This window comes from Nostoc sp. DedSLP03, from assembly GCF_034530815.1.
GTDB lineage: Bacteria > Cyanobacteriota > Cyanobacteriia > Cyanobacteriales > Nostocaceae > Nostoc.
The window spans coordinates 14,116-35,209 of record NZ_JAVRCK010000059.1 but is presented as its reverse complement, the minus strand read 5'-3'; the positions used below and the strand labels follow the sequence as shown (position 1 = coordinate 35,209).

Here is a 21,094-nt window from a genome sequence, read left to right as displayed (position 1 = left end):
CTTTGTTTGTCAAGTCTAGTTGACCATTTGTAATATTATTGTTATATTTATTTACATAGCTTAGTAAAGCCCTAGAGTAAGCTGCATAGCTATAATTGCACCTTGTCTATTACCTATATAGTTTTGGTTGCATTGGGTGTTAACTAAGAAAAACAGACTTCGGTTTTGCAATATCCCATCGACATTTGGACTTCTCCCATTTACCTCGGCTATCAAGTCGGGGTTTTTTATTTTCTTCATTAGCTGCTTATTTAACATTTCTTTAGTAGTTATACCAATTCACGAAAATCCTGATGCATATAGATTTATCGTAGGGGCATTACCATACCCGCCCGGAAATAAATTTTCGGGCTAATAGCTAAAGTCTACTTCAGTAGACTGGAGATTTTTGGCGATATTTAGTCATCTGGCGACATTTAGTCATCTTCAGATGACTTTAGCTATGAGACGGGAATTTCAATTCCCGGCGGACAAGCAGTTTGGCGTTAAGTAGACACCAATGGGCAATGCCATACCCTTACCAGCGTATTTGTATCATTATTAAAGTGAAATGGTATTACTGTTGATTTAGGTTGCAGTACTGCTTAAAGGATTTCCGAAAGACTGAATTAACATAGCTTAGGGCAATTTTTCCCAAAATGAAATCCAAGTATTCAGTTCCTCGTTTGGAAGAAAATGTTTACTCTTAGATAAATATTTAATGATTCTTAAACGACTCTTAATCAACCTTAATTTTCTGAAATCTTCCAGTTCACTATCAAACTTTTTTTGAGTTTCTTCTGGATTATTGGCTGCTAAAGCTTTTCTCCAATCTGTTGCTTTAATTAATGCTTCTTCATAGGAAATGTGTAAATTATCGAAAAACCAATTAATAATCAGATGTATATCGAGAACTGGATTTTCTGGAAGGGCACCAAATTTTACAATCATGTAAGCTCGTAATCCCATTAAAGAATTTAGATATCGTTCAGAAAAGCTAGGATTATTTTCAGCTAAAAATTCGTAAACTGAAGTTGCTATCTCTGCCCAAGCAAGGCTCTCTGAATGAGATTCATTAGATTCTTCATTGGCTAGTTCTTGCGCTCTGAAAGTAGAGACTTCAGCCAAACCAAGCCAGTTAAATTTTTCTGGTACTTGCTGTTGCTCTGCCCAAACCATTCTCAACCAAGTTTGTATATGCTCTGCATCTTGTTGAAGTAGAACCCTTAAAAAATTTGTTGCTTCAGTTTCAGCCATAGTTAATCATGAAATCAAGGAAACTTCCGCTCTCGCACTTCCACAGCATAATCTTGCACAGCTTTGGTAATCGTCTCGCGCAAATTCGTGTAAACTTTGGCGAATGGTGGATGCTTTTCTGCCAGTCCAAGGACATCTGAAGTAACTAAAACTTGTCCATCACAGTGAATTCCCGCACCGATACCAATTGTGGGAATACTTAATTTTTGTGAAATCTGCATTGCCAAATCTGCGGGGATATGCTCTAACACTAAAGAAAATACACCTGCTTGTTCGAGAGCGATCGCTTCAAGTAAAATCCTCTCACTGGCTTCTTGCGTTTTTCCTTGTTGTCGCAAACCCAGTTGATGTATCGATTGCGGTGTCAAACCCACATGACCCATAACTGGGATTCCAGCTTCTACTAAACGAGCCACAGTTTCGGCCATTGCTGGATAGCCACCTTCTAACTTTACCGCTTGAGCGCCCGTTTCCTTTAGTACTCGCCCAGCTGAGTGCATCGCTTGTTGCAGACTTTCTTGATACGTCAAAAAAGGTAAATCTACAACTACTAATGCCCGTTTAACCCCACGACGCACAGCTTTAGCGTGATATATAATCTCATCCAAAGTTATCGGCAGTGTTGTTTCATACCCAAGAACTACTGCCATAGAATCACCCACAAGGATTAAGTCTACACCAGCTGCGTCGAGGAGTTGAGCGATCGCATAATCCCAGGCAGTCAACGCCACAATTGAACGTCCCTGTTGTTTCCATTGAATTAATTGCTGGGTAGTGATTGCCATTGCCAATTTTAGATTTTAGATTTTAGATTTTGGATTTTTTGTCCTTTGTCTTCTTCTTCTGTCCTTAGCAAATGACTAATGACAAAGGACAAAGGACAAATGACTAATCATTTAACGGCGCGACTGAAAGCAATATGGGGTTTTGCACTGTCCGTTTTGGGCATTAACCAAGCTAGACCTTCACTAGTACCAATCCATAATTTATTGGCGATATCAGGTGCAAGGGTAAGAACCCGACTAGAAGGAAGTCCAGCAACTTCTGGGTCTAATACAGCTCCTGTATTTGGATCTAATCGTAACAAACCATTATTTGTCCCGACCCAGACACTACCATCTTTCGCAAAACGTATCGCCGTCACGTCACGCCCACGCAGACGAGTTACAGACCGCAACACTGCACCAGTTTTTGGGTTAATAACTAGCAAATTATTCGGCATTCCCGCCCAAATTAACCCTTCTGGACTAATAGCTAAAGCTTGTACAGTCGTTCCTGGTAAATCGGCTATTCGCTTCATAATCGCAGCACTAGCAGTATTTACCCGCACCAACCCATCCAGAGTACCAACCCACAATTGACCTTCAGCATCTAAAGTCAGGGCGTTAGCACTGACACCAGGCAGATTTTTTAATGTTGTCATAATCAAGCCTTGGTCGGGACTAATGAGAGCTAAACCGCTATCGGTTCCAGTCCACAAATAACCTCGTTTGTCAAGTAACAGTGACAACACGCGTTTAGAAGGCAAAAATAAATTTTGTGCGGTGATTTCGTTAGTGCGGGGGTCAACTCGAACTAGTCCCTCATAACTTCCTACCCACAAACGTCCTACTTTGTCTTGGGCTAAAGCCCCAATGGCAACATTCGGTAAGCTAACACGAGAAATAATCTTGCCGGTTTTAGGATCGATCCGCGATAATCCCCGCCAAGAACCTACCCAAAGATTACCTGTAACATCTCCCAATAAATTACCAACACGATAATCAGTTTTTGGCGAATTTTCTTCAACTCCCCGCTCATCAGGCAAAGATTCTACTCGCGGTGGCGGTGCGGAAGCTGGGTAAGCGGGGGTTACATCAGATGAATTAATGTCAGGGGTTTTTTGCGCCCATCCCATATTTGGCAAAGCTATCAACCCCAGCAAGATAGAAGTAATTAATAAACTAGTACGCTTGTAAAACAATACCACGGTGACATTTCCTTTAAAGACAGTACCCATAGCATTTACCTAAACTGGCTTTGGGTTAATTTCAGTGTTCCCCTTGCTGGGATTTTTTAAACATTGGGGATTGGGGACTGGGGATTGGGGACTGGGGATTGGGGACTGGGGACTGGGGACTGGGAACTAGGAAATAAATATTTAGGAATACTTTCTCATTACCCAATACCCAATACCCAGTCCCCAAATATCATTAATGACATTTTGTAAAGTATTTGTAACAAAAAGTTTAAATCTTTATGTAATAACAAAATTAAATAGATAAGTTAAAAACTTTCAAAGAATAACTTATCGAATTCTTGATATATTGTGAAACAAGTTACAAATTACGTGGTGTGCAATTCTTTTATCTTTTGCTCACCACTCTGCTAAATCTCTGTCAAGTAAATTCTTTTCTGGTGTCTTTTCCATCAAAGGGAAAGATATAAGGAGTGTAAAGGCGGGAATGTGTGCCAGCTAGCCCAATCCCCTGAATACCCAAATTTATGGGGGAATTATCTAAATCAAGCCGCAAAGTGCGGAAGTTTTGGTGAAATTGAGAAGAGAAGGTTTAGTTGGGTGCGAAGAAGAGGTAAAAAAGAATTTTGATTTTTAGCAAGAGGGAATAGTAGAAGCGCTAGGTCGTGTACCCCTAGAAGGGGAAAACACTGGTGAGGAGGGCTACCACGGCTACCAAAGTGTCCGCCGCAAAAAAACTGCTAACCTTTGCCAAAGGCAACTCCTAACAAAAAATTTTCCGATCTTCCCCTCGCTCAAGGGGGGCAAGAGCTGGGTGAGGGGAAGTTGCACAAAACGTGATTTGATAATTAAAAAGAGTGATTTCAGGGAAGGATAAAATTATGTCTTACGCTCAAACGAAGACTCAGAGCAAATCTGGGTATCAAGCCGGGGTTAAAGATTACAGACTAACTTATTACACACCGGATTACACACCAAAAGATACCGATCTTCTAGCTGCGTTCCGTATGACACCTCAGCCTGGTGTTCCTCCCGAAGAAGCAGGTGCGGCTGTTGCGGCTGAATCCTCCACAGGTACTTGGACAACTGTGTGGACAGATTTGCTCACCGACCTCGATCGCTACAAAGGTCGTTGCTATGATATCGAACCAGTTCGGGGCGAAGACAACCAGTACATTTGTTACGTTGCCTATCCTTTGGACTTATTTGAAGAAGGCTCTGTAACCAACGTATTGACCTCAATTGTCGGTAACGTATTTGGTTTCAAAGCTCTACGGGCACTGCGTCTAGAAGACATCCGTTTCCCAGTAGCTTACATCAAGACCTTCCAAGGGCCTCCTCACGGTATCCAAGTTGAGCGCGATAAGTTAAACAAATACGGTCGTCCTTTGTTGGGTTGTACCATTAAGCCCAAATTGGGTCTTTCCGCTAAGAACTACGGACGCGCTGTATACGAGTGCTTACGCGGTGGTTTGGACTTCACCAAAGACGACGAAAACATTAACTCCGCACCATTCCAAAGATGGCGCGATCGCTTCTTGTTCGTCGCTGAAGCTATCAACAAATCTCAAGCAGAAACCGGTGAAATTAAAGGTCACTACCTAAACGTCACCGCTCCTACCTGTGAAGAAATGCTAAAGCGGGCTGAGTACGCTAAAGAACTCAAAATGCCCATCATCATGCATGACTACCTCACCGCAGGTTTCACCGCCAACACTACATTGGCTCGTTGGTGCCGCGATAACGGTATCTTGCTGCACATTCACCGTGCTATGCACGCTGTAATTGACCGTCAAAAGAACCACGGTATTCACTTCCGTGTATTAGCTAAAGCTCTACGTTTGTCTGGTGGCGACCACATCCACACTGGTACAGTAGTTGGTAAATTGGAAGGTGAGCGCGGCATCACAATGGGCTTCGTTGACCTGTTGCGTGAAAACTACATTGAGCAAGACAAGTCTCGCGGTATTTACTTTACCCAAGACTGGGCTTCTCTACCTGGTGTAATGGCAGTTGCTTCTGGTGGTATCCACGTATGGCACATGCCCGCGCTAGTAGAAATTTTTGGTGATGACTCCGTACTACAGTTCGGTGGTGGTACTCTGGGACACCCTTGGGGTAACGCTCCTGGTGCAACTGCTAACCGCGTTGCCTTAGAAGCCGTTGTTCAAGCTCGTAACGAAGGCCGCAACTTGGCTCGTGAAGGTAACGATATCATCCGTGAAGCTGCCAAGTGGTCTCCTGAACTGGCTGCTGCTTGCGAACTGTGGAAAGAAATCAAGTTCGAGTTTGAAGCAATGGATACCGTCTGATCTAGGTTAACAGTTAAGAGTTAAGAGTTAGAAGTAGAGACGCGATTCATCGCGTCTGTACAAGAGTTAGGATTTGCATTAATTCATAACTCGTAACTCATAACTCATAACTCTTCAGGGCTGGGGTCAAGCATGAATCTTAAGCAAATTGCGAAGGACACAGCCAAAACTCTCCAAAGCTATCTGACTTATCAGGCTCTAAGGACAGTATTGGCACAGCTAGGTGAAACTAATCCGCCATTAGAACTTTGGTTGCATAACTTTTCGTCTGGCAAAATTCAAAATGGTGAGTCATTCATTGAGCAACTGTTGCGAGAAAAACCAGATTTGGCTTTGCGAATCATGACTGTCAGAGAACACATCGCCGAAGAAATTGCAGAATTTTTACCGGAAATGGTTCGCACTGGCATTCAGCAAGCCAACATGGAGCAGCGTCGCCAGCATTTAGAACGCATCACACTAATAGACACATCTAACCCCAGTCTGCAACCAGAACAGCAAACACCTTCACCTTCAGATCGGGATTTGGATAACTTATCCAATTAGTTCGGTCAATCTACTAGTAAAAATCGCAACCCATTATCAAAAGCTATGCAAACTTTACCAAAAGAGCGTCGTTACGAAACCCTTTCTTATCTTCCCCCTCTGTCTGATGCTCAAATCTCTAAACAAGTCCAGTACATCTTGAATCAAGGTTACATTCCTGCGATCGAGTTTAACGAAACTTCTGAGCCAACAGAATTATATTGGACAATGTGGAAGTTGCCTTTGTTCGGTGCTAAATCTACTCAAGAAGTATTGAGCGAAGTTCAAGGATGCCGTTCTCAATTTAACAACAGCTATATCCGTGTTGTGGGTTTTGATAACATCAAACAGTGCCAAGTTCTCAGCTTTCTTGTTCACAAACCCAACAGATACTAAGTCTAGTTAGTTGGAATTAATCATGGGATAGTTCAAGTCATTTGTTTGTCCCTGTATAGGAGAGGTAGAATTATCTGCCTCTCCTTTTTTTTCAAACAGAATTCAGGAGTCAGGCGATCCGCGAAGCGCAGTTAAGGTGAGCCAGGATTCAGTTGGGAATTCTACACTGACGAATAGCGTAGCGTAAAGCCTTCTCCTTCTCCTGTTGGAGACGCTTCTGGTTGAGAAGCGTCTTGATTCTGACTACTGAATTCTTCTTCAAAATTAGACGTTAGGGAACATAAGCATTTATACTTCACCATCTAATACATTATCCGAAGCGTCCCGGTTGGTGGGAGAATAAAGACGAGAAATGATGCAAGCCTTGTGTTATCTCCAGCCCAAAGGAATCTGTAGAAATGTGGAAACGAATTGTATTAATTTTGCTATTGGTGTTGAGCTTCAGTCTGAGTAATTCAGATGTAGCGGCTGCGGCTGGACTTAAAAGCTTTGTAGACAGTGGTGATGGCTATCAGTTTTTATATCCTAACGGCTGGCTGCCAGTTAAAATTGCCGATGGACCAGATGTGGTTTTCCACGATTTGATTGAGGTGTCTGAAAATGTTTCGGTTGTGATTAGCCCAGTTCCTGAAGGCAAAACTTTGTCAGAATTGGGAACCCCAACAGAAGTAGGATATAAATTAGGAAAAGCGGCTCTCGCACCTCCTGACTCTGGTCGTTCGGCTGAATTAGTCAATGCCGCCCAGCGAGAAGTAGACGGTAAAACATACTACCTTTTAGAGTATGAGGTTAAACTCCCCAATCAACAGGAACGACACAACATCACCAGCGTTGCTGTTAGCCGTGGTAAACTTTTTACCTTCAACGCCTCAATTCCTGAAAAACGCTGGCAAAAAGTTAAACGAATGATTGATGAGGTTGTTAATTCTTTTTCTGTTTATTAATTAGGGAGTAGGGAATGGGGAACTCGGGGCCCCCTCTGGGGATTAGGGGCAATGGGGAATTGGGAATGGGGAATAAGAAAGAAACTTAATTACAATGCCCAATGCCCAATGCCCAATTAATAATTTTTCTAAAATCTCATGAAAATTCCACCTTTTGTACTTGCTTCAGCTTCTCCAGCCCGACGCCGCTTGCTGCAAACTGTTGGTATTGAACCAATAGTTCAACCTAGTGACTTTGATGAGTCACAAATTGAACTAAGTGAACCAGCAGAATTGGTCAAAACTCTTGCTCAGTATAAAGCGGAAACTGTAGCCCCACAGTTTCAATCAGCTTTGATTATAGGTTGTGATTCAGTTTTGTCCATCAATGGTGAAATTTACGGCAAACCAGCAGACTTCTCTGAAGCGATCGCTCGTTGGCAGATAATGCAAGGTAACTTTGGCGACTTGTACACAGGTCACGCCTTAATTGACCATCAGCAAAACCGTACTTTAGTCAAGTCACAAGTTACAAGAGTTTACTTTGCTCAAATGAGCGAGAAGGCAATTAAAGCTTACGTTGCCACAGGTGAACCGCTCAAGTGTGCTGGTGCTTTTGCCATTGAGGGTTTTGGTAGTTTCTTTGTAGAAAAAATTGAAGGCTGCCACAGCAATGTAATTGGACTGAGTTTACCTCTGCTGCGGCAGATGTTAAGTGAATTGGGATATGATGTCACTGATTTCTGGCAACAATAGTCATTTGTCTAAAGTTATTAACCAATGACAAATGACAAATGACAAATGACAAATGACAAATGACTAATAACTAAATTGCCTGATATTGAGTATTGCCTCTCCATGATCTGGAATCCAGGCTAACCACTCATCTGCTGAAACCGGACACAATAAAAGTGCTTCGTCAAAACTAAAAGGGTTGGGAAGTTGCAAAAGGTTTACCCAAGTAGAAGCTTTGAACCTCTGTAAGCCTTCCAGATTATTGTGCTTTCTTGTATGTACAGCAAAATCCGGTTTATAAGAATCTAGTTTCATAGCTTTCTATTAGCCTTCACAAATGGGCTAATCTCAAATTATTTCTGTAACCTAGACTACAAAATAAATAATCCTCGTGAAAAGTATCTGTCTTATAAATTTACGTTGGCTGGGTGTAAGTGTTTGCTTATATTGCAGACCACAACAGGTATGGCACGACAGGTTGTAGACTGGCCACTAGATCGCATTCCCAAACTAGAATATGTCATTTACTTCTATGCCCTCGCTGCGCGAGCAACAACATCCCCTAATTCGTCAGCTAGCTGATTGTATTGAGGCAGCTTGGCATCAGCACCTAGATTTATCCCCTTACCATTTGCCTAATGAGTTGGGGTATGTGGAAGGTAGATTAGAAGGCGAAAAACTGACGATTGAAAACCGTTGCTATCAAACGCCCCAGTTTCGGAAAATGCACTTGGAACTGGCAAAAATCGGCAATATGCTGGATATTTTGCACTGCGTCATGTTTCCCCGTCCAGAATACAACCTGCCGATGTTTGGTTGTGATTTAGTTGGGGGTAGAGGTCAAATTAGTGCAGCGATCGCAGACCTTTCTCCTATCCAAGTAGAACGCACCTTACCAGAATCTTATACTTCGGCACTGACACAGCTAACAGTGCTTAACTTTTCCCAACCCCGCGAATTACCAGAATGGGGAAATATTTTTTCGGATTTCTGCATCTTTGTCCGCCCCAGTTCCCCTGAAGAAGAAACAATGTTTCTCTCGCGGGTGCGAGAATTTTTAGACATTCATTGCATCCAAGCGATCGCCTCACATCCTGTTTCAGTTGAACAAGTCACCCAAAATCTCGCCGGACAACACAACTACTGCACCAAACAGCAGCAAAACGATAAAACCCGCCGCGTACTAGAAAAAGCCTTTGGTCCAGCTTGGGCAGAAAATTATATGACCACAGTTTTATTCGACCTGCCAACTTAATCATCTTCTCCATCACCCTCATCTCCCCCATCTGTAGGTTCTGTTACGTTTTCAGCTAACGGATAAATGTAGAATTCATTCAACGAGAGTTTTATGGAGTTCCAAAACAGCAACAGGGAGAATAGCAAGGTCTTTGAAGCGAATATCACAAAATGGTTTGTTGTCTTGGTAGGTGCAAACAACTAGAGACAGCTAACTCATTGACCAGAAAGTTAAGGAAACTCTGATGTTAGGAATGTTCAAGTTGACAGACATTTTTTAGTTAGTTAATCGTTGATTCATTTAAGGAAGACTAACTTTTGTAGCAAGATTGTGTCTAACAAAGGCAACAGTCTATTTTTGATGTTTCTTTTCAATTTTGTGACTAACTATAGCTGTAGTGAATGTAGCAGTAAAGTACCGCATCATACCAATTTAGGATTTTGTGTAGAGACGTGATATATCGCGTCTTTATATCTAGATTCATACTGCTTGTGAATTCTGCTAACTCCGATTGCACTCATGTCTCAATAATACTCAGAGTTATTGAATAGCCAGCTACTATAGCGTTTCTCAGTTTCAATACAGACCTAACCCCGCCCCTTAGTAAGCCTCAAAGCCGTTTGGAGAAAGGTCAAAGTGTATTGCATACATAATGAGCGGCTATAGAAAACACCATTTTGTTAAGCCATAGTGTTGAACGTTCATCACACAATGGATTTTTAAGCCATACCCAGCTTGAAACCACTGTTGTTTGTCCTAACAGCTGGCTGTTGATTAAAAACCCTTTTATTTTTACTTCCATCAGCACAATTCAGGTAAATGGGCAACATACTATGTCAAGGGTGACTGAAAAGCCGAAACCAAGTGAACAGACACTAAATCATGAACAACCTAAGATTTGGTGGGGTATCGCTGTAGCCGTGCCAGTAGTAATCGCCGCTGGCATACTAGGTACGGCTAAAATCGAGCAGTTAAGAAAACTAACTACATCCGCACCCGTAATGCCATCTACCAATAGCATTAGTGCTGTAGGGCGTTTGGAACCGCGAGGCGAAGTTGTTAAATTATCCGCCCCATCATCAGGATTAGCACCATCATCACGAATTCAGCAACTTCTGGTGAGAGAGGGTGAACGGGTAAGGCAAGGTCAAATTGTGGCAATTTTGGACAACCGCGATACCCAAATAGCCGGACTACAAGAGGCAAAAGCGAAAGTCCAAGAAGCGCGTGCGAATTTAGCGCAAGTCAAGGCTGGTTCTCCAAGGGATATTCAAGCTCAAAGAGCAGTTATTGCTCGCCTACAAGCGCAGTTAATTGGCGAAAGGAATGCAGCGCAAGCAACGATCGCAAGGGTTGCAGCTCAGTTAAGCGGTGATAAACTTGTCCAACAAGCAACCGTGAATCGCCTAGAAGCTGAACTTAGTGGGCAAAGAGATGCTCTTAGAGCAACGGTTGCACGTATTCAAGCCGAACAGCGCAATGCTCAAGTCGATGCCGGACGCTATGATTATTTATACAAAGAAGGTGCTATTTCTCAGCAAGAACGAGACAGAAGACGCTTGAGTGCAATAACTGCTAATCAGCAGGTAGCTGAAAGCCAAGCTACCCTAAGACAGACATTGGCAACTCTACGACAGCAACTTGCTGAGGCTAGAGCTACCCAAATACAAAATTTAGCAACTTTGCAACAGCAGTTAATCGAAGCCAAAGTTAACCGCGATAAAACTGTCGCAACTTTGCAAAGACAAATCGATGAAGAAAAGGCCAAACTAAGCAGAATTTTAGATGTTAGTCCTACCGATGTGCAAGTAGCGCAAGCCCAAGTTAGTAATGCGATCGCAAATGTCAGAAAAGCCGAAGCAGAACTGAGATTGAGCTACGTTCAAGCACCAATCGCTGGAGAGATTTTAAAAGTTTATACCAAATCGGGTGAAGCGATCGGCGCAAATGGCATTGCTGAAATTGGCCAAACCAATCAAATGTTTGTAATTGCTGAAGTCGCCGAAGACAGCATTGGTAAAGTGCGTCTTGGTCAAAATGCTACTATCACCAGTGATAACGGCGCATTTAACGGTGAATTAAAAGGAACTGTCACTGAAATTGGCAGAAAAATTGGTAAAAAAGATGTGCTGAATACAGATCCAGCCGCAGATGTAGATGCCAGAGTTGTAGAAGTGAAAATTGCTCTATCTCCAGAAGATAGCCAAAAAGTTTCTGGTTTAACTTACGCCAAAGTTCTTGTGGATATTAATAACTAATTAAGTTATACATGAGCAGCAATACCAATTTATAATTTGATATTTTGGATTGAAAATGTTCTTAATTACAAATTATCTTAACTGTGCTTGGATGCCTATAAAATGAATCAAAAAATACCTCTGTCATGGCTACAACTGACAAGGGAAAAAACTCGTCTAGCTGTGGCGTTAGCAGGAATTGCTTTTGCCGATATTTTAATGTTTATGCAGCTTGGCTTTCGAGATGCTCTGTATTATAGTAACGTTCGATTTCATAACAGTTTGCAAGGCGATATTGTTTTAATTAATAGTCAATCTAACGCTATATTGGCGATGAGAAGCTTTTCTCAGCGACGATTATATAAAGCCTTAGAATTACCCGCAGTTCAATCTGTACATCCGATCTATTTAGACTTTACAATTTGGAAAAATCCTGTAACAGGCCGTCCTCGGAGTATTCTAATTTTTGGAATGAACCCAGAAACTAACTTAGTTAATTTACCTGGAGTTCAGGAAAATTTAGATAAACTTAAACTACCTGATGTAGTTCTCTTTGACCGTTCTTCTAGGGTAGAGTATGGGCCGATCGCTGCTAATTATGACCAAGGAAAGCCTGTAACGGCAGAAGTACGAAGGCGGCGAGTTAAAGTAGAAGGACTATTTACGTTAGGTGCATCATTTGGTGCAGATGGTAATTTAATTACAAGCGATCTCAACTTTCTGCGAATATTCAGCAATCGCCAAAAAGGATTAATTGATATTGGGTTAATTAGATTAAAACCGGGAGCCGACGCTAATGTTGTTGCCCAAGAATTGCGAAAGTATTTACCTAATGAAGTGAATGTTTTAACTAAACAAGAATTTATTGATTTTGAGCGGAGTTACTGGGCGAATAGTACAGCTATTGGCTTTATTTTCACATTAGGGACTGTCATGGGTTTCATTGTGGGTACTGTGATTGTTTATCAAATTCTTTACACAGAAGTTGCAGATCACTTAGCCGAGTACGCTACTCTCAAGGCGATAGGTTACACACAAAACTATTTATTGACAGTAATTCTTCAAGAAGCTTTATTATTAGCAGTTCTAGGCTATTTTCCTGGAATAGTTTTTGCCTTATTTATGTATAGCAGCGCCAGAAATGCAACACTTTTGCCAGTTTTTATGAGTTTTGAACGAGCGGTAATGGTATTGATTTTGACTATGCTAATGTGTATTATTTCTGGTGCGATCGCAGTTAGAAAATTGCGCTCTGCCGATCCAGCAGATATCTTTTAATTAATATCATATTAGTTAAAAGATATTAATAATAAATTTGACTTATGCTCATAACTAGCAAATTTAATTTTTAACAGTCACTACAGTTAAAATTTGGAAATAATAATTTGTAACTAACAAAAGCATGATGGAAAAAGAACCTGTAATCGCCATTAAAAATCTTAATCACTTCTATGGCAAAGGCGCACTGAGGAAACAGATATTATTTAATATCAACCTAGACATTTATCCAGGTGAGATTGTGATTATGACGGGGCCATCAGGTTCAGGGAAAACAACATTACTGAGCTTAATTGGTGGTTTACGGTCTGTACAAGAGGGAAGTTTAAAATTTTTAGGTGAAGAACTTATTGGCGTCAGTCAAAACAAATTAGTGCAGATGCGACGCAACATTGGTTATATTTTCCAAGCTCACAATTTGCTAGGGTTCTTGACAGCCAAGCAAAATGTGCAAATGGCGGTAGAATTGAACGATAATATTTCTCAAGCAGAAGCAATGGCTAAATCAAAAGCTATGCTGGGGTCTGTAGGTCTAGAAGAACGAGTTGATTACTACCCAGATAATCTTTCTGGTGGACAAAAACAAAGAATTGCGATCGCCCGCGCCTTGGTGAATCGTCCCCCCTTGGTACTAGCAGACGAACCAACAGCAGCATTAGATAAACAATCAGGACGCGATGTCGTGGAAATAATGCAGAGTCTAGCCAAAAATCAAGGAACTACTATCTTATTAGTGACACACGACAACCGTATTTTAGACATAGCCGATCGCATCGTCGAAATGGAAGATGGTCTTTTAACCCGTAATTCCCCCAATACAGTTATTCAGTCATGATTTTAGTCATTTGTCCTTTGTCATTTGTCCTTTGTCATTTGTCCTTTGTCCTTTGTCCTTTGTCCTTTGTCATTGACCAATGACAACCATAATTTATTGTCTAGCCGAGCCTGATTTTTTAACTCCAGGTGACTTTGGTGGAGTTGGAGTATTTGGTTGGCGACTAGTACGAAAAGTTACATTCACGCCTTCATTCGATTGTTCTAGCACTAGTAAAGGCGTAGGTTTAGCCTTTTGATCCCAATGCATAGTAGCAATCCGACCTTGAATTATTGGTTGCCAACTATCTTCGTCTTCTATCGGGCTAAGGTAAGTTTCTATACAATCAATAATTTGACTAATAGTCGCAGAAGTTGCTTGCGTCGGTAACTTCATTAACTTGATTTGAATCCGAAACAGCACTCGTTTGGCAGAATTCCCTGGACTACCAGTTTCATACTCGACATCAAAAATTTCATCTACTTGCCGTCCAGCACTATTAGCAATTCCAACCGATCCTTGTTGGGCTTGACTTGGACGCAGGGCTTGAGAAATTTTTTCTTTGATTTGAATCTTTATTTGATTAAGAATTGCAAAGTGAAACACCTCCTCTGACATCCGCATCCGCAGATAATCGAGGTTAAAGTCCCGTGAGTTCACCAAATCGGGATTAGTTTCCATTTTGCGAATTGTTTCCAGCGCCAGCTTAAACTTTTTCTCTAATTCTCGCGCGCGGAATTGCTCAAACTTAAGTTTTTTCTCCAGCTTATCCTTCTGGAGTTTAATATACACAATCAAAGCAATCACCACTAAAGCCAGTCCTCCAGAAGTTACCAACAATAATGGTGGTATTTGAGGATTACTTGCTGGCACTTCCTGGGATGCCTTTTTAGTAGCCTTTTTCCCAGAGGATTGGGCAAGAAACATTGAAGTGGACATGGTGGGAAACTGAAAAACTTGACTCCTGATGTTTAGGATGCCCAAATCTTCAAGGTCATCTTGCTGTATGATTAATATTTTTTACAGCCTGTTACAAACCTTATATGTCCAGACATTTGAGCCTCTCTCCCCTATCTGAGGTTTCATTTACAAGCTTTAGCAATATTCGTCTGATAGCCACAGATATGGATGGCACCTTGACTAAACGAGGAAAATTTACTCCCACACTGTTACAAGCTTTAGAGGACTTAGCCGCAGCTGACATTAAAGTGCTAATTGTCACCGGACGTTCGGCTGGGTGGGTAAGTGGATTGAGTAGTTTGATGCCAGTCGCAGGTGCAATGGCAGAAAATGGCGGTTTGTACTTTCCACCTGGAAATCAGAAACCAATAGTTTTAACACCTATTCCCGATTTAGTTCAACATCGCCAGCACTTAGCTATGACTTTTGAGAATTTACAAACTAAATTTCCCCAAATCCAAGAATCTACTGATAATCGCTTTCGCATCACCGACTGGACTTTTGATGTAGCTGGTTTGCGTGAAAACGAACTACAAACCTTAGATCATCTTTGCCAACAAATGGGTTGGGGATTTACCTATAGCAACGTGCAGTGTCACATTAAACCCCAAGAGCAAGACAAAGCTGTGGGATTGTTGCAAGTATTGCGCGAATATTTACCCCCGTATTCACCAGAACAAATTGTCACTGTTGGCGATAGTCCCAATGATGAAAGTTTATTCGATCGCCGTTATTTTCCTGTTTCTGTAGGCGTGGCTAACGTGCTGGAATATGCGGATAAATTGCAATATCAGCCTGCTTATATGACCGCAGCTGCCGAAGGCGATGGATTTTGTGAGTTATCCAGTTACATTTTGCAAAGCTTCCAAATCCCAAATTAGGGGAATTAGAATTTGCTCTAAAATAATCTTGTAGCACTGATTTTACAACCACGATCAAAACATAAAAGGATACAAAGTAAGTTAATTTATTTATGGAAATTCTTAATTTTGAATTTTGAATTTTGAATTCGGAGCAAAGCGACGTGACGGCTACTTTACCTGTTAGTGTCGAATCAGAAATCTTCTACCCTAGTGCTGATGGTCAACCAGTGGCAGAAACCTACGACCACCTTTATGCTTTACTAACTACCTTAGAAGTCCTGAAACAGTATCTGGCAAATCGTCAGGCAACAGTGTTGGGAAATCAATTTCTTTACTATGCACAAGGCTTTCCCAAGTTGCGGGTAGCCCCAGATGTGATGGTGATTTTTGATGTTGCACCTGGCGGTCGAGATAATTATAAAGTTTGGGAAGAGGGTCAAGTACCGACAGTTATTTTTGAAATGACATCCTTTGGTACTAAAGGACAAGACGAAATCTTCAAAAAGACCCTTTATGAGCAGCTAGGCGTCAAGGAATACTGGCTATTTGACCCGAAAGGCGAGTGGGTAGAACAACAGTTACGTGGCTATCGCCTGCGGGGAGAAATCTACGAACCTATACAAGATGGACGCAGTGAACCCTTACAACTGCGTTTGGTGGTTGAGGGAAGGCTAATTGGGTTTTACCGAGAGGATACAGGGGAAAAATTACTGATACCTGATGAACTGGTAGAAGCTTTAAGGCAGGAAGTTTTAGCAAGACAGCAAGCAGAAGAACTAGTAGAACAAGAACGCCAACGAGCTGAACAAGAACGCCAACGAGCTGAACAGGAACGCCAACGAGCTGAACAGGCAGAATTGCAGATAGAACAGTTAAAGGCAAGGTTGCGATCGCTCAATTTAGACCCCGATACTATTGAGTAACCCGCAAGGTGTAATTCCAGAAGTTATTATAGCTACGCCCGTGCGAAACATTGCCTTCCTCGTCCCTACTTCCAAGCCAAAATATTTTAGGGTTTGTTCAGCAACCCAAAGATCAGTATCAATTGCTTTAAGCATTATAATTTTTGAATTGGGGTCGTTGCTGGACTATAAAAATTGCTGCACGCTGTAGTAAAGACAAGCTAGACTGCCAACGATATAAACTAGCCAAGTTCCGAAAAAACCGATCGCCCTGCCTAGTGATGGACCATAAGTCTGTATTAATCCCCAGGCATGGGCAATCCGAGCTAGTGTCAATAGAGTACCTAGCATCCACAATAGTTCATTCCCTGCCTGCATCCACTCTAAGGCAATTAGGAACATGAGGCTAAGGGGTACGTATTCTGTAAAGTTACCATGTGCTCGGATAGTACGCTGCAACACCCCATCTTCGATGTTTTTTGTGATATTAGACTGTTGGGTTATTTTTTCCACAAACTCTGCCCAAGCATTCGGATGATCTAAGTAATTGGGCTGTGAGGCAACCTCAGATGAAGATGCACCATGCCAAATCCGAGTACGGGTGCGTTCCATTGCTACTCGATAAGATAAACCCAAAGCAAGTAGCCCATGACAGCCGATAAAGAAGGTTGAAATAGGAATCATAACAGGCATTGACAATCACTCAAATCAAAATCCTAATACCAATTCAATTAATGATTGCAACACATCCTTGGGTGAAGACGCGATGAATCGCGTCTCTACAAATGGTCTATTTGTCGCATTCTTTTTTCAAATTGGTATAACTTTGAAAATACTTGGCTGCAATTGTTACTGTCTTTTCAATTCTTGCGAAATATCCAAATCTGCTTTTTGAGACAATAGAGTTGAAGCATTTAAATTGCTGTTAATACTTGATTGCCTCTGCTCATGAATCTGCTAAAAGAGTTTTTGTTCAATCCCCCAGAACGGAAAATTCCCCTCGATCAGTCCCCACTAGAAGCTCTACCCCAGTGGGGACACTGGTTAGAAACACCAGAGTTGATGGTAGCAATCATTCCGCCAGGACATTTAGAAGTCAATATTCGCTCACCACTTAACCTTGTGGTAACAAGTTTTGGGCAAACTCGTGGGATTGCGGCCTTCAATGCCGATCGCCTGCAACCTTATCAAGCGCTACCAGGAGGTTTTGATATTGTGCCTCAAGGCAGTACTTATACTTCAGTGGAAGATGCTTCTTGTTTTGTGGTGTTTGGATATTCCCAATCTTTTCTAGAACGCATAGTCAAAGTGGAAGCAGAGGGACAGACAATTGAATTACAGCCAGGGCAAATTCCTAAGACTCATTGGGGTTTGAGTGCTGCGATCGCTATGCAAGAGTTTTTTTATAATGGACAAACTGGTGGTGCATTTTACTTAGAATCAGTTGCAACAGCGGTGTTGGCACAAATCATTTACCGACGTTCAAACCTATCTGGACGGCTCAAACGTCCACCAGAGTTTTTAGACCCAAATTTGTTAAAGTCTGCCTTGGAATACATCAGAGCGCATTTATCCCAGGAACTTAACCTCAAACAAATTGCTGCTGCAGTAGGATTCAGTCCCTACCATTTCGCACGAGCATTTAAGGTAACAACTGGACTGTCACCTTATCAATATATTCTCCGGTGTCGGCTGGAACTTGCCCAACAACTGTTACAAAGCCAAAAGCGATCGCTGGTACAGGTAGCCGTAGAAGCAGGATTTGCTAACCAAAGTCACATGACATCTGTATTTCAACGAATGCTACACATAACTCCCAAGCGTTATCAGCAAGAAACAAGTAATATTTTAGACCATGTATAAAACCGATATATGTGTAGTTTTCTGCAAGACGGTTTAAAAAACTTTATCCTGTCTGGGTTTACAATTTGCTACATCTGAGTTTTTCAGCCATCATTTACAATAGAAAATCAAGCCTTTTAAGATCATTTTCCAGATTTTTGGTTATATATTGGCTAAATGTTAAGTAGACAATTTGTTACCTGTGTGTTTGCCACATTTATTACCTGAGACAGAATACAATAGATGAATCTCTAGCGCGTTTCAATCTAGTAAGTCTCAACAATACTGATTTTATTGAGAAGACTGTTTTATACAGTCATTTCCAAGTAAAACTGAATAAAAGGATAAATAAACCGCCAGCCCTTTAAGCACCCAGAGACGCTAAGAGATTAACAGATACTTCAAGCACAGGTTAGCGTTTTATTTCCTACTTCCACTAGAAAGTCCAAGATCGATAAGAATTTACCTTTAAATAGTGAGGTATAAAATTATGCAAGAAATTGAAAGATTTTTTGGCAACTTGTTCAGTGGCATAATCAACCGCTTTAAGTATTCTGCGATGGACGCTGCCGATCGCAAAATGAGAGAAACCATCGACGATCAGATCGAGCAACGGCGACAAAAACCTAAACCCGAAGATCGAGAAGACCGCTAGTAGACCTTTAAAACAGCAAGATTTTCATTAATAGTGCTGCCCAATTGTTGAGTAGGCAGCGCTATTTTCTTGACCTCGCTCGGTCAAGCAACTGCAACTCTTCAGAATATGTTAACCTAGTATGGTTAACTAATCTCGCACATCTAAGAATTCGGGTGTTTCCCGATTGGGAAATACACTTGGATGGAGGTTTAACCCGAATCGGAGTTGAAAATTATATGCCAGTAGTTTCATTGGCTCAAATGATGGAGTCAGGGGTTCACTTTGGGCATCAGACCCGGCGTTGGAACCCAAAAATGTCTCCTTACATTTATACTTCCCGCAATGGCGTGCATATTATCGACTTGGTGCAAACTGCCCAGTTGATGGATAATGCTTACAACTACATGCGATCGCACGCAGAACAAGGGAAGAAATTTCTTTTTGTCGGTACTAAGCGTCAAGCAGCTGGAATTATTGCCCAAGAAGCTAGCCGTTGTGGTTCCCACTACATTAACCAACGCTGGTTGGGCGGAATGTTAACCAACTGGGCAACCATCAAAACACGGGTTGACCGTCTAAAAGATTTAGAACGCCGTGAAGAAACCGGCGCACTAGATTTATTGCCGAAAAAAGAAGCATCTATGCTACGTCGGGAAATGACGAAGCTTCAGAAATACTTGGGCGGCATTAAAACAATGCGGAAAGTGCCCGATATCGTGGTAATCGTAGACCAACGCCGGGAATATAACGCAGTTCAAGAATGCCAAAAGCTGAATATTCCCATTGTGTCCATGTTGGATACAAACTGTGACCCCGATGTAGTAGATATCCCCATCCCAGCAAACGACGATGCTATTAGGTCAATTAAACTGATAGTCGGAAAATTGGCAGATGCCATTTATGAAGGTCGTCATGGTCAGCTGGATGTTGAAGATGATTACGAAGATTACGACGGTAGTGAGTATGACGATGACTACGAAGAAAGCGAATATACTGATGCCGTACTTCCCGACGAGGAAACAGAAGAATAGTGCTGAGTAGAAGAGTGCTAAGTCCTGAGTAAGATAGAAAGACTCAGCAAATTGAATAGTGCTGAGTCTTGATTTTTGAAGTTGTAAGTTGTGATTTGTCAATGAAGAATAAAATTGATAACTGAACACTCAAAACTCAGCACGGGCTAAACGCCGAGCTAACGCTAACAAAACTCAGTACTCAGTACTAAATTAGGTGAGTGATTACAACTCGAGGTCAAGTTAGGAATTGAGGCAACATGGCGGAAATATCTGCAAAACTCGTCCAAGAGCTACGCCAAAAAACTGGTGCTGGCATGATGGACTGCAAAAAAGCGCTGATAGAGACTAATGGCAATATAGAAGAAGCCATAGACTGGCTACGGAAAAAGGGCATCTCTAAGGCGGGGGGAAAAAGCGATCGCATTGCGGCAGAAGGTCTAGTAGACACTTACATTCAGCCTGAAGGTCGAGTGGGTGTACTCATAGAAGTCAACTGCCAAACCGACTTTGTTGCTCGTAACGAGGCTTTTAAAGCTTTAGTTAAGAATCTAGCAAAGCAAGCAGCGACAGCTGATAGTGTTGAGTCTTTGCTGGCTCAACCCTATATTGATAATGAAAGTGCGACAGTAGAAGAATTTATCAAGCAAACCATTGCCACCCTTGGTGAAAACATCCAAGTGCGCCGCTTTGTTAATTTTGCAATAGCAGAAGGCACACAAGGTGTAGTAGACAGCTACATTCACACTGGCGGTCGAGTTGGTGTATTAGTAGAACTGGGTTCCCAAACTGAGTCAGTGGCTGCTAATTCAGAGTTCCAAACCTTAGCACGGAACACTGCAATGCAAGTTGCGGCTTGTCCCAATGTTGAGTATGTGAGCGTAGACCAAATCCCCGCCGAAATTGCTCAAAAGGAAAAAGACATTGAAATGGGCAAGGATGATTTGGCGAACAAGCCTGAAAACATCAAAGAAAAGATTGTTCAGGGACGGATTGAAAAACGCCTGAAAGAATTGACTTTGCTCGATCAGCCTTACATTCGCGATCAGAGTATTTCCGTAGAAGACTTGATAAAACAAGTCAAGGCTCAATTAGGTGAAGAGATTCAAGTGACTCGCTTTGTCCGTTATATACTGGGCGAAGGCATTGAAAAGCAAGAAATCAGCTTTGCTGATGAAGTAGCTGCACAAATGGGCACTAAGTAATATTAGTCGTTGGTCATTAGTCATT

21 protein-coding genes are annotated in these 21,094 nt (G+C 41.8%); 15 read left to right on the top strand and 6 right to left on the bottom strand.

Features of this window, described 5'->3' with window-relative positions; genetic code table 11:
* Positions 1-618: 618 nt before the first annotated feature.
* The 3 genes from RM368_RS24865 to RM368_RS24855 all read right to left on the bottom strand — a co-directional run bounded on the left by RM368_RS24865 (position 619) and on the right by RM368_RS24855 (position 3,235).
* Positions 619-1,236, bottom strand: coding sequence for a hypothetical protein (locus tag RM368_RS24865; protein ID WP_322696509.1), 618 nt, complete (start codon positions 1,234-1,236; stop codon positions 619-621).
* A gap of 14 nt (positions 1,237-1,250) precedes the next feature.
* The gene (gene panB / locus RM368_RS24860; protein ID WP_322696508.1) at positions 1,251-2,021 is read right to left on the bottom strand and encodes a 3-methyl-2-oxobutanoate hydroxymethyltransferase; all 771 of its coding nucleotides are present in this window, start codon (positions 2,019-2,021) and stop codon (positions 1,251-1,253) included.
* A 107-nt stretch (positions 2,022-2,128) separates the two neighbouring features.
* Positions 2,129-3,235, bottom strand: a complete 1,107-nt coding sequence (locus RM368_RS24855; RefSeq protein ID WP_322696507.1) for a ligand-binding sensor domain-containing protein — start codon at positions 3,233-3,235, stop codon at positions 2,129-2,131.
* Between the two features lie 839 nt (positions 3,236-4,074).
* Between RM368_RS24855 and RM368_RS24850 the strand changes: the two genes are divergently transcribed.
* The 5 genes from RM368_RS24850 to RM368_RS24830 all read left to right on the top strand — a co-directional run bounded on the left by RM368_RS24850 (position 4,075) and on the right by RM368_RS24830 (position 8,105).
* Positions 4,075-5,505: a form I ribulose bisphosphate carboxylase large subunit gene (locus tag RM368_RS24850; RefSeq protein WP_322673515.1), complete on the top strand. Its 1,431-nt coding sequence runs from the start codon at positions 4,075-4,077 to the stop codon at positions 5,503-5,505.
* Between the two features lie 132 nt (positions 5,506-5,637).
* The gene (gene rcbX / locus RM368_RS24845) at positions 5,638-6,051 is read left to right on the top strand and encodes a RuBisCO chaperone RbcX (protein ID WP_322696506.1); all 414 of its coding nucleotides are present in this window, start codon (positions 5,638-5,640) and stop codon (positions 6,049-6,051) included.
* A 45-nt stretch (positions 6,052-6,096) separates the two neighbouring features.
* Positions 6,097-6,426, top strand: a complete 330-nt coding sequence (locus tag RM368_RS24840; protein ID WP_322696505.1) for a ribulose bisphosphate carboxylase small subunit — start codon at positions 6,097-6,099, stop codon at positions 6,424-6,426.
* 398 nt (positions 6,427-6,824) lie between these two features.
* Entirely contained in the window at positions 6,825-7,370 is a 546-nt protein-coding gene (psbP, locus tag RM368_RS24835; RefSeq protein ID WP_322696504.1) for a photosystem II reaction center PsbP, read from the top strand.
* Positions 7,371-7,508: 138 nt separating this feature from the next.
* The gene (locus tag RM368_RS24830) at positions 7,509-8,105 is read left to right on the top strand and encodes a nucleoside triphosphate pyrophosphatase (RefSeq protein WP_322696503.1); all 597 of its coding nucleotides are present in this window, start codon (positions 7,509-7,511) and stop codon (positions 8,103-8,105) included.
* Between the two features lie 63 nt (positions 8,106-8,168).
* Here the strand turns inward: RM368_RS24830 and RM368_RS24825 are convergent, their stop codons facing one another.
* Complete coding sequence (locus RM368_RS24825) at positions 8,169-8,399, bottom strand: hypothetical protein (protein ID WP_322696502.1); 231 nt, start codon at positions 8,397-8,399, stop codon at positions 8,169-8,171.
* A gap of 202 nt (positions 8,400-8,601) precedes the next feature.
* Here RM368_RS24825 and RM368_RS24820 point away from each other — a divergent pair, with 202 nt between their 5' ends.
* The 4 genes from RM368_RS24820 to RM368_RS24805 all read left to right on the top strand — a co-directional run bounded on the left by RM368_RS24820 (position 8,602) and on the right by RM368_RS24805 (position 13,671).
* A complete protein-coding gene (locus RM368_RS24820) occupies positions 8,602-9,339 on the top strand; it encodes a phycocyanobilin:ferredoxin oxidoreductase (protein ID WP_104905050.1) in 738 nt (245 codons plus the stop codon).
* Positions 9,340-10,154: 815 nt separating this feature from the next.
* Entirely contained in the window at positions 10,155-11,579 is a 1,425-nt protein-coding gene (locus RM368_RS24815; RefSeq protein ID WP_322696524.1) for an HlyD family efflux transporter periplasmic adaptor subunit, read from the top strand.
* A 102-nt stretch (positions 11,580-11,681) separates the two neighbouring features.
* On the top strand, positions 11,682-12,836 hold the full coding sequence (devC, locus tag RM368_RS24810) for an ABC transporter permease DevC (RefSeq protein ID WP_322696501.1): 1,155 nt from the start codon (positions 11,682-11,684) through the stop codon (positions 12,834-12,836).
* A gap of 127 nt (positions 12,837-12,963) precedes the next feature.
* On the top strand, positions 12,964-13,671 hold the full coding sequence (locus tag RM368_RS24805; protein WP_322696523.1) for a DevA family ABC transporter ATP-binding protein: 708 nt from the start codon (positions 12,964-12,966) through the stop codon (positions 13,669-13,671).
* A 93-nt stretch (positions 13,672-13,764) separates the two neighbouring features.
* Here RM368_RS24805 and RM368_RS24800 read toward each other — a convergent pair whose 3' ends face one another.
* Entirely contained in the window at positions 13,765-14,589 is an 825-nt protein-coding gene (locus tag RM368_RS24800) for a hypothetical protein (RefSeq protein ID WP_322696500.1), read from the bottom strand.
* A 104-nt stretch (positions 14,590-14,693) separates the two neighbouring features.
* On the opposite strand from RM368_RS24800, the gene RM368_RS24795 reads away from it, so the two are divergent.
* Together RM368_RS24795 and RM368_RS24790 are read left to right on the top strand one after the other, a co-directional pair.
* On the top strand, positions 14,694-15,491 hold the full coding sequence (locus RM368_RS24795) for an HAD family hydrolase (protein WP_322696499.1): 798 nt from the start codon (positions 14,694-14,696) through the stop codon (positions 15,489-15,491).
* Between the two features lie 143 nt (positions 15,492-15,634).
* Positions 15,635-16,396 carry a Uma2 family endonuclease gene (locus tag RM368_RS24790; RefSeq protein ID WP_322696498.1) on the top strand — a complete coding sequence of 254 codons (762 nt, stop codon included), beginning with the start codon at positions 15,635-15,637 and terminating at the stop codon, positions 16,394-16,396.
* A 165-nt stretch (positions 16,397-16,561) separates the two neighbouring features.
* Here RM368_RS24790 and RM368_RS24785 read toward each other — a convergent pair whose 3' ends face one another.
* Positions 16,562-17,059, bottom strand: a complete 498-nt coding sequence (locus tag RM368_RS24785; RefSeq protein WP_322696497.1) for an MAPEG family protein — start codon at positions 17,057-17,059, stop codon at positions 16,562-16,564.
* Between the two features lie 264 nt (positions 17,060-17,323).
* Here RM368_RS24785 and RM368_RS24780 point away from each other — a divergent pair, with 264 nt between their 5' ends.
* The 4 genes from RM368_RS24780 (at position 17,324) to tsf (ending at position 21,069) form a co-directional block, all read left to right on the top strand.
* Entirely contained in the window at positions 17,324-18,238 is a 915-nt protein-coding gene (locus tag RM368_RS24780; protein ID WP_322696496.1) for an AraC family transcriptional regulator, read from the top strand.
* A gap of 469 nt (positions 18,239-18,707) precedes the next feature.
* On the top strand, positions 18,708-18,872 hold the full coding sequence (locus RM368_RS24775) for a hypothetical protein (RefSeq protein ID WP_194042887.1): 165 nt from the start codon (positions 18,708-18,710) through the stop codon (positions 18,870-18,872).
* A 218-nt stretch (positions 18,873-19,090) separates the two neighbouring features.
* Positions 19,091-19,885 (top strand): 30S ribosomal protein S2, encoded by a 795-nt coding sequence (gene rpsB / locus RM368_RS24770; RefSeq protein ID WP_322667495.1) that lies wholly within the window; start codon positions 19,091-19,093, stop codon positions 19,883-19,885.
* A gap of 239 nt (positions 19,886-20,124) precedes the next feature.
* A complete protein-coding gene (gene tsf, locus RM368_RS24765) occupies positions 20,125-21,069 on the top strand; it encodes a translation elongation factor Ts (protein ID WP_322696495.1) in 945 nt (314 codons plus the stop codon).
* Positions 21,070-21,094: the final 25 nt, after the last annotated feature.

Bases quoted from the DNA above. Each gene is read 5' to 3' on its own strand.
- panB (WP_322696508.1), bottom strand. From the start codon at position 2,021: ATGGCAATCACTACCCAGCAATTAATTCAATGGAAACAACAGGGACGT.
- RM368_RS24830 (WP_322696503.1), top strand. From the start codon at position 7,509: ATGAAAATTCCACCTTTTGTACTTGCTTCAGCTTCTCCAGCCCGACGC.
- RM368_RS24775 (WP_194042887.1), top strand. From the start codon at position 18,708: ATGCAAGAAATTGAAAGATTTTTTGGCAACTTGTTCAGTGGCATAATC.
- rpsB (WP_322667495.1), top strand. From the start codon at position 19,091: ATGCCAGTAGTTTCATTGGCTCAAATGATGGAGTCAGGGGTTCACTTT.
- RM368_RS24780 (WP_322696496.1), top strand. From the start codon at position 17,324: ATGAATCTGCTAAAAGAGTTTTTGTTCAATCCCCCAGAACGGAAAATT.
- rcbX (WP_322696506.1), top strand. From the start codon at position 5,638: ATGAATCTTAAGCAAATTGCGAAGGACACAGCCAAAACTCTCCAAAGC.
- tsf (WP_322696495.1), top strand. From the start codon at position 20,125: ATGGCGGAAATATCTGCAAAACTCGTCCAAGAGCTACGCCAAAAAACT.
- RM368_RS24855 (WP_322696507.1), bottom strand. From the start codon at position 3,235: ATGGGTACTGTCTTTAAAGGAAATGTCACCGTGGTATTGTTTTACAAG.
- RM368_RS24800 (WP_322696500.1), bottom strand. From the start codon at position 14,589: ATGTCCACTTCAATGTTTCTTGCCCAATCCTCTGGGAAAAAGGCTACT.
- RM368_RS24795 (WP_322696499.1), top strand. From the start codon at position 14,694: ATGTCCAGACATTTGAGCCTCTCTCCCCTATCTGAGGTTTCATTTACA.
- RM368_RS24865 (WP_322696509.1), bottom strand. From the start codon at position 1,236: ATGGCTGAAACTGAAGCAACAAATTTTTTAAGGGTTCTACTTCAACAA.
- devC (WP_322696501.1), top strand. From the start codon at position 11,682: ATGAATCAAAAAATACCTCTGTCATGGCTACAACTGACAAGGGAAAAA.
- RM368_RS24850 (WP_322673515.1), top strand. From the start codon at position 4,075: ATGTCTTACGCTCAAACGAAGACTCAGAGCAAATCTGGGTATCAAGCC.
- RM368_RS24785 (WP_322696497.1), bottom strand. From the start codon at position 17,059: ATGATTCCTATTTCAACCTTCTTTATCGGCTGTCATGGGCTACTTGCT.
- RM368_RS24840 (WP_322696505.1), top strand. From the start codon at position 6,097: ATGCAAACTTTACCAAAAGAGCGTCGTTACGAAACCCTTTCTTATCTT.
- psbP (WP_322696504.1), top strand. From the start codon at position 6,825: ATGTGGAAACGAATTGTATTAATTTTGCTATTGGTGTTGAGCTTCAGT.
- RM368_RS24805 (WP_322696523.1), top strand. From the start codon at position 12,964: ATGGAAAAAGAACCTGTAATCGCCATTAAAAATCTTAATCACTTCTAT.
- RM368_RS24825 (WP_322696502.1), bottom strand. From the start codon at position 8,399: ATGAAACTAGATTCTTATAAACCGGATTTTGCTGTACATACAAGAAAG.
- RM368_RS24820 (WP_104905050.1), top strand. From the start codon at position 8,602: ATGTCATTTACTTCTATGCCCTCGCTGCGCGAGCAACAACATCCCCTA.
- RM368_RS24815 (WP_322696524.1), top strand. From the start codon at position 10,155: ATGTCAAGGGTGACTGAAAAGCCGAAACCAAGTGAACAGACACTAAAT.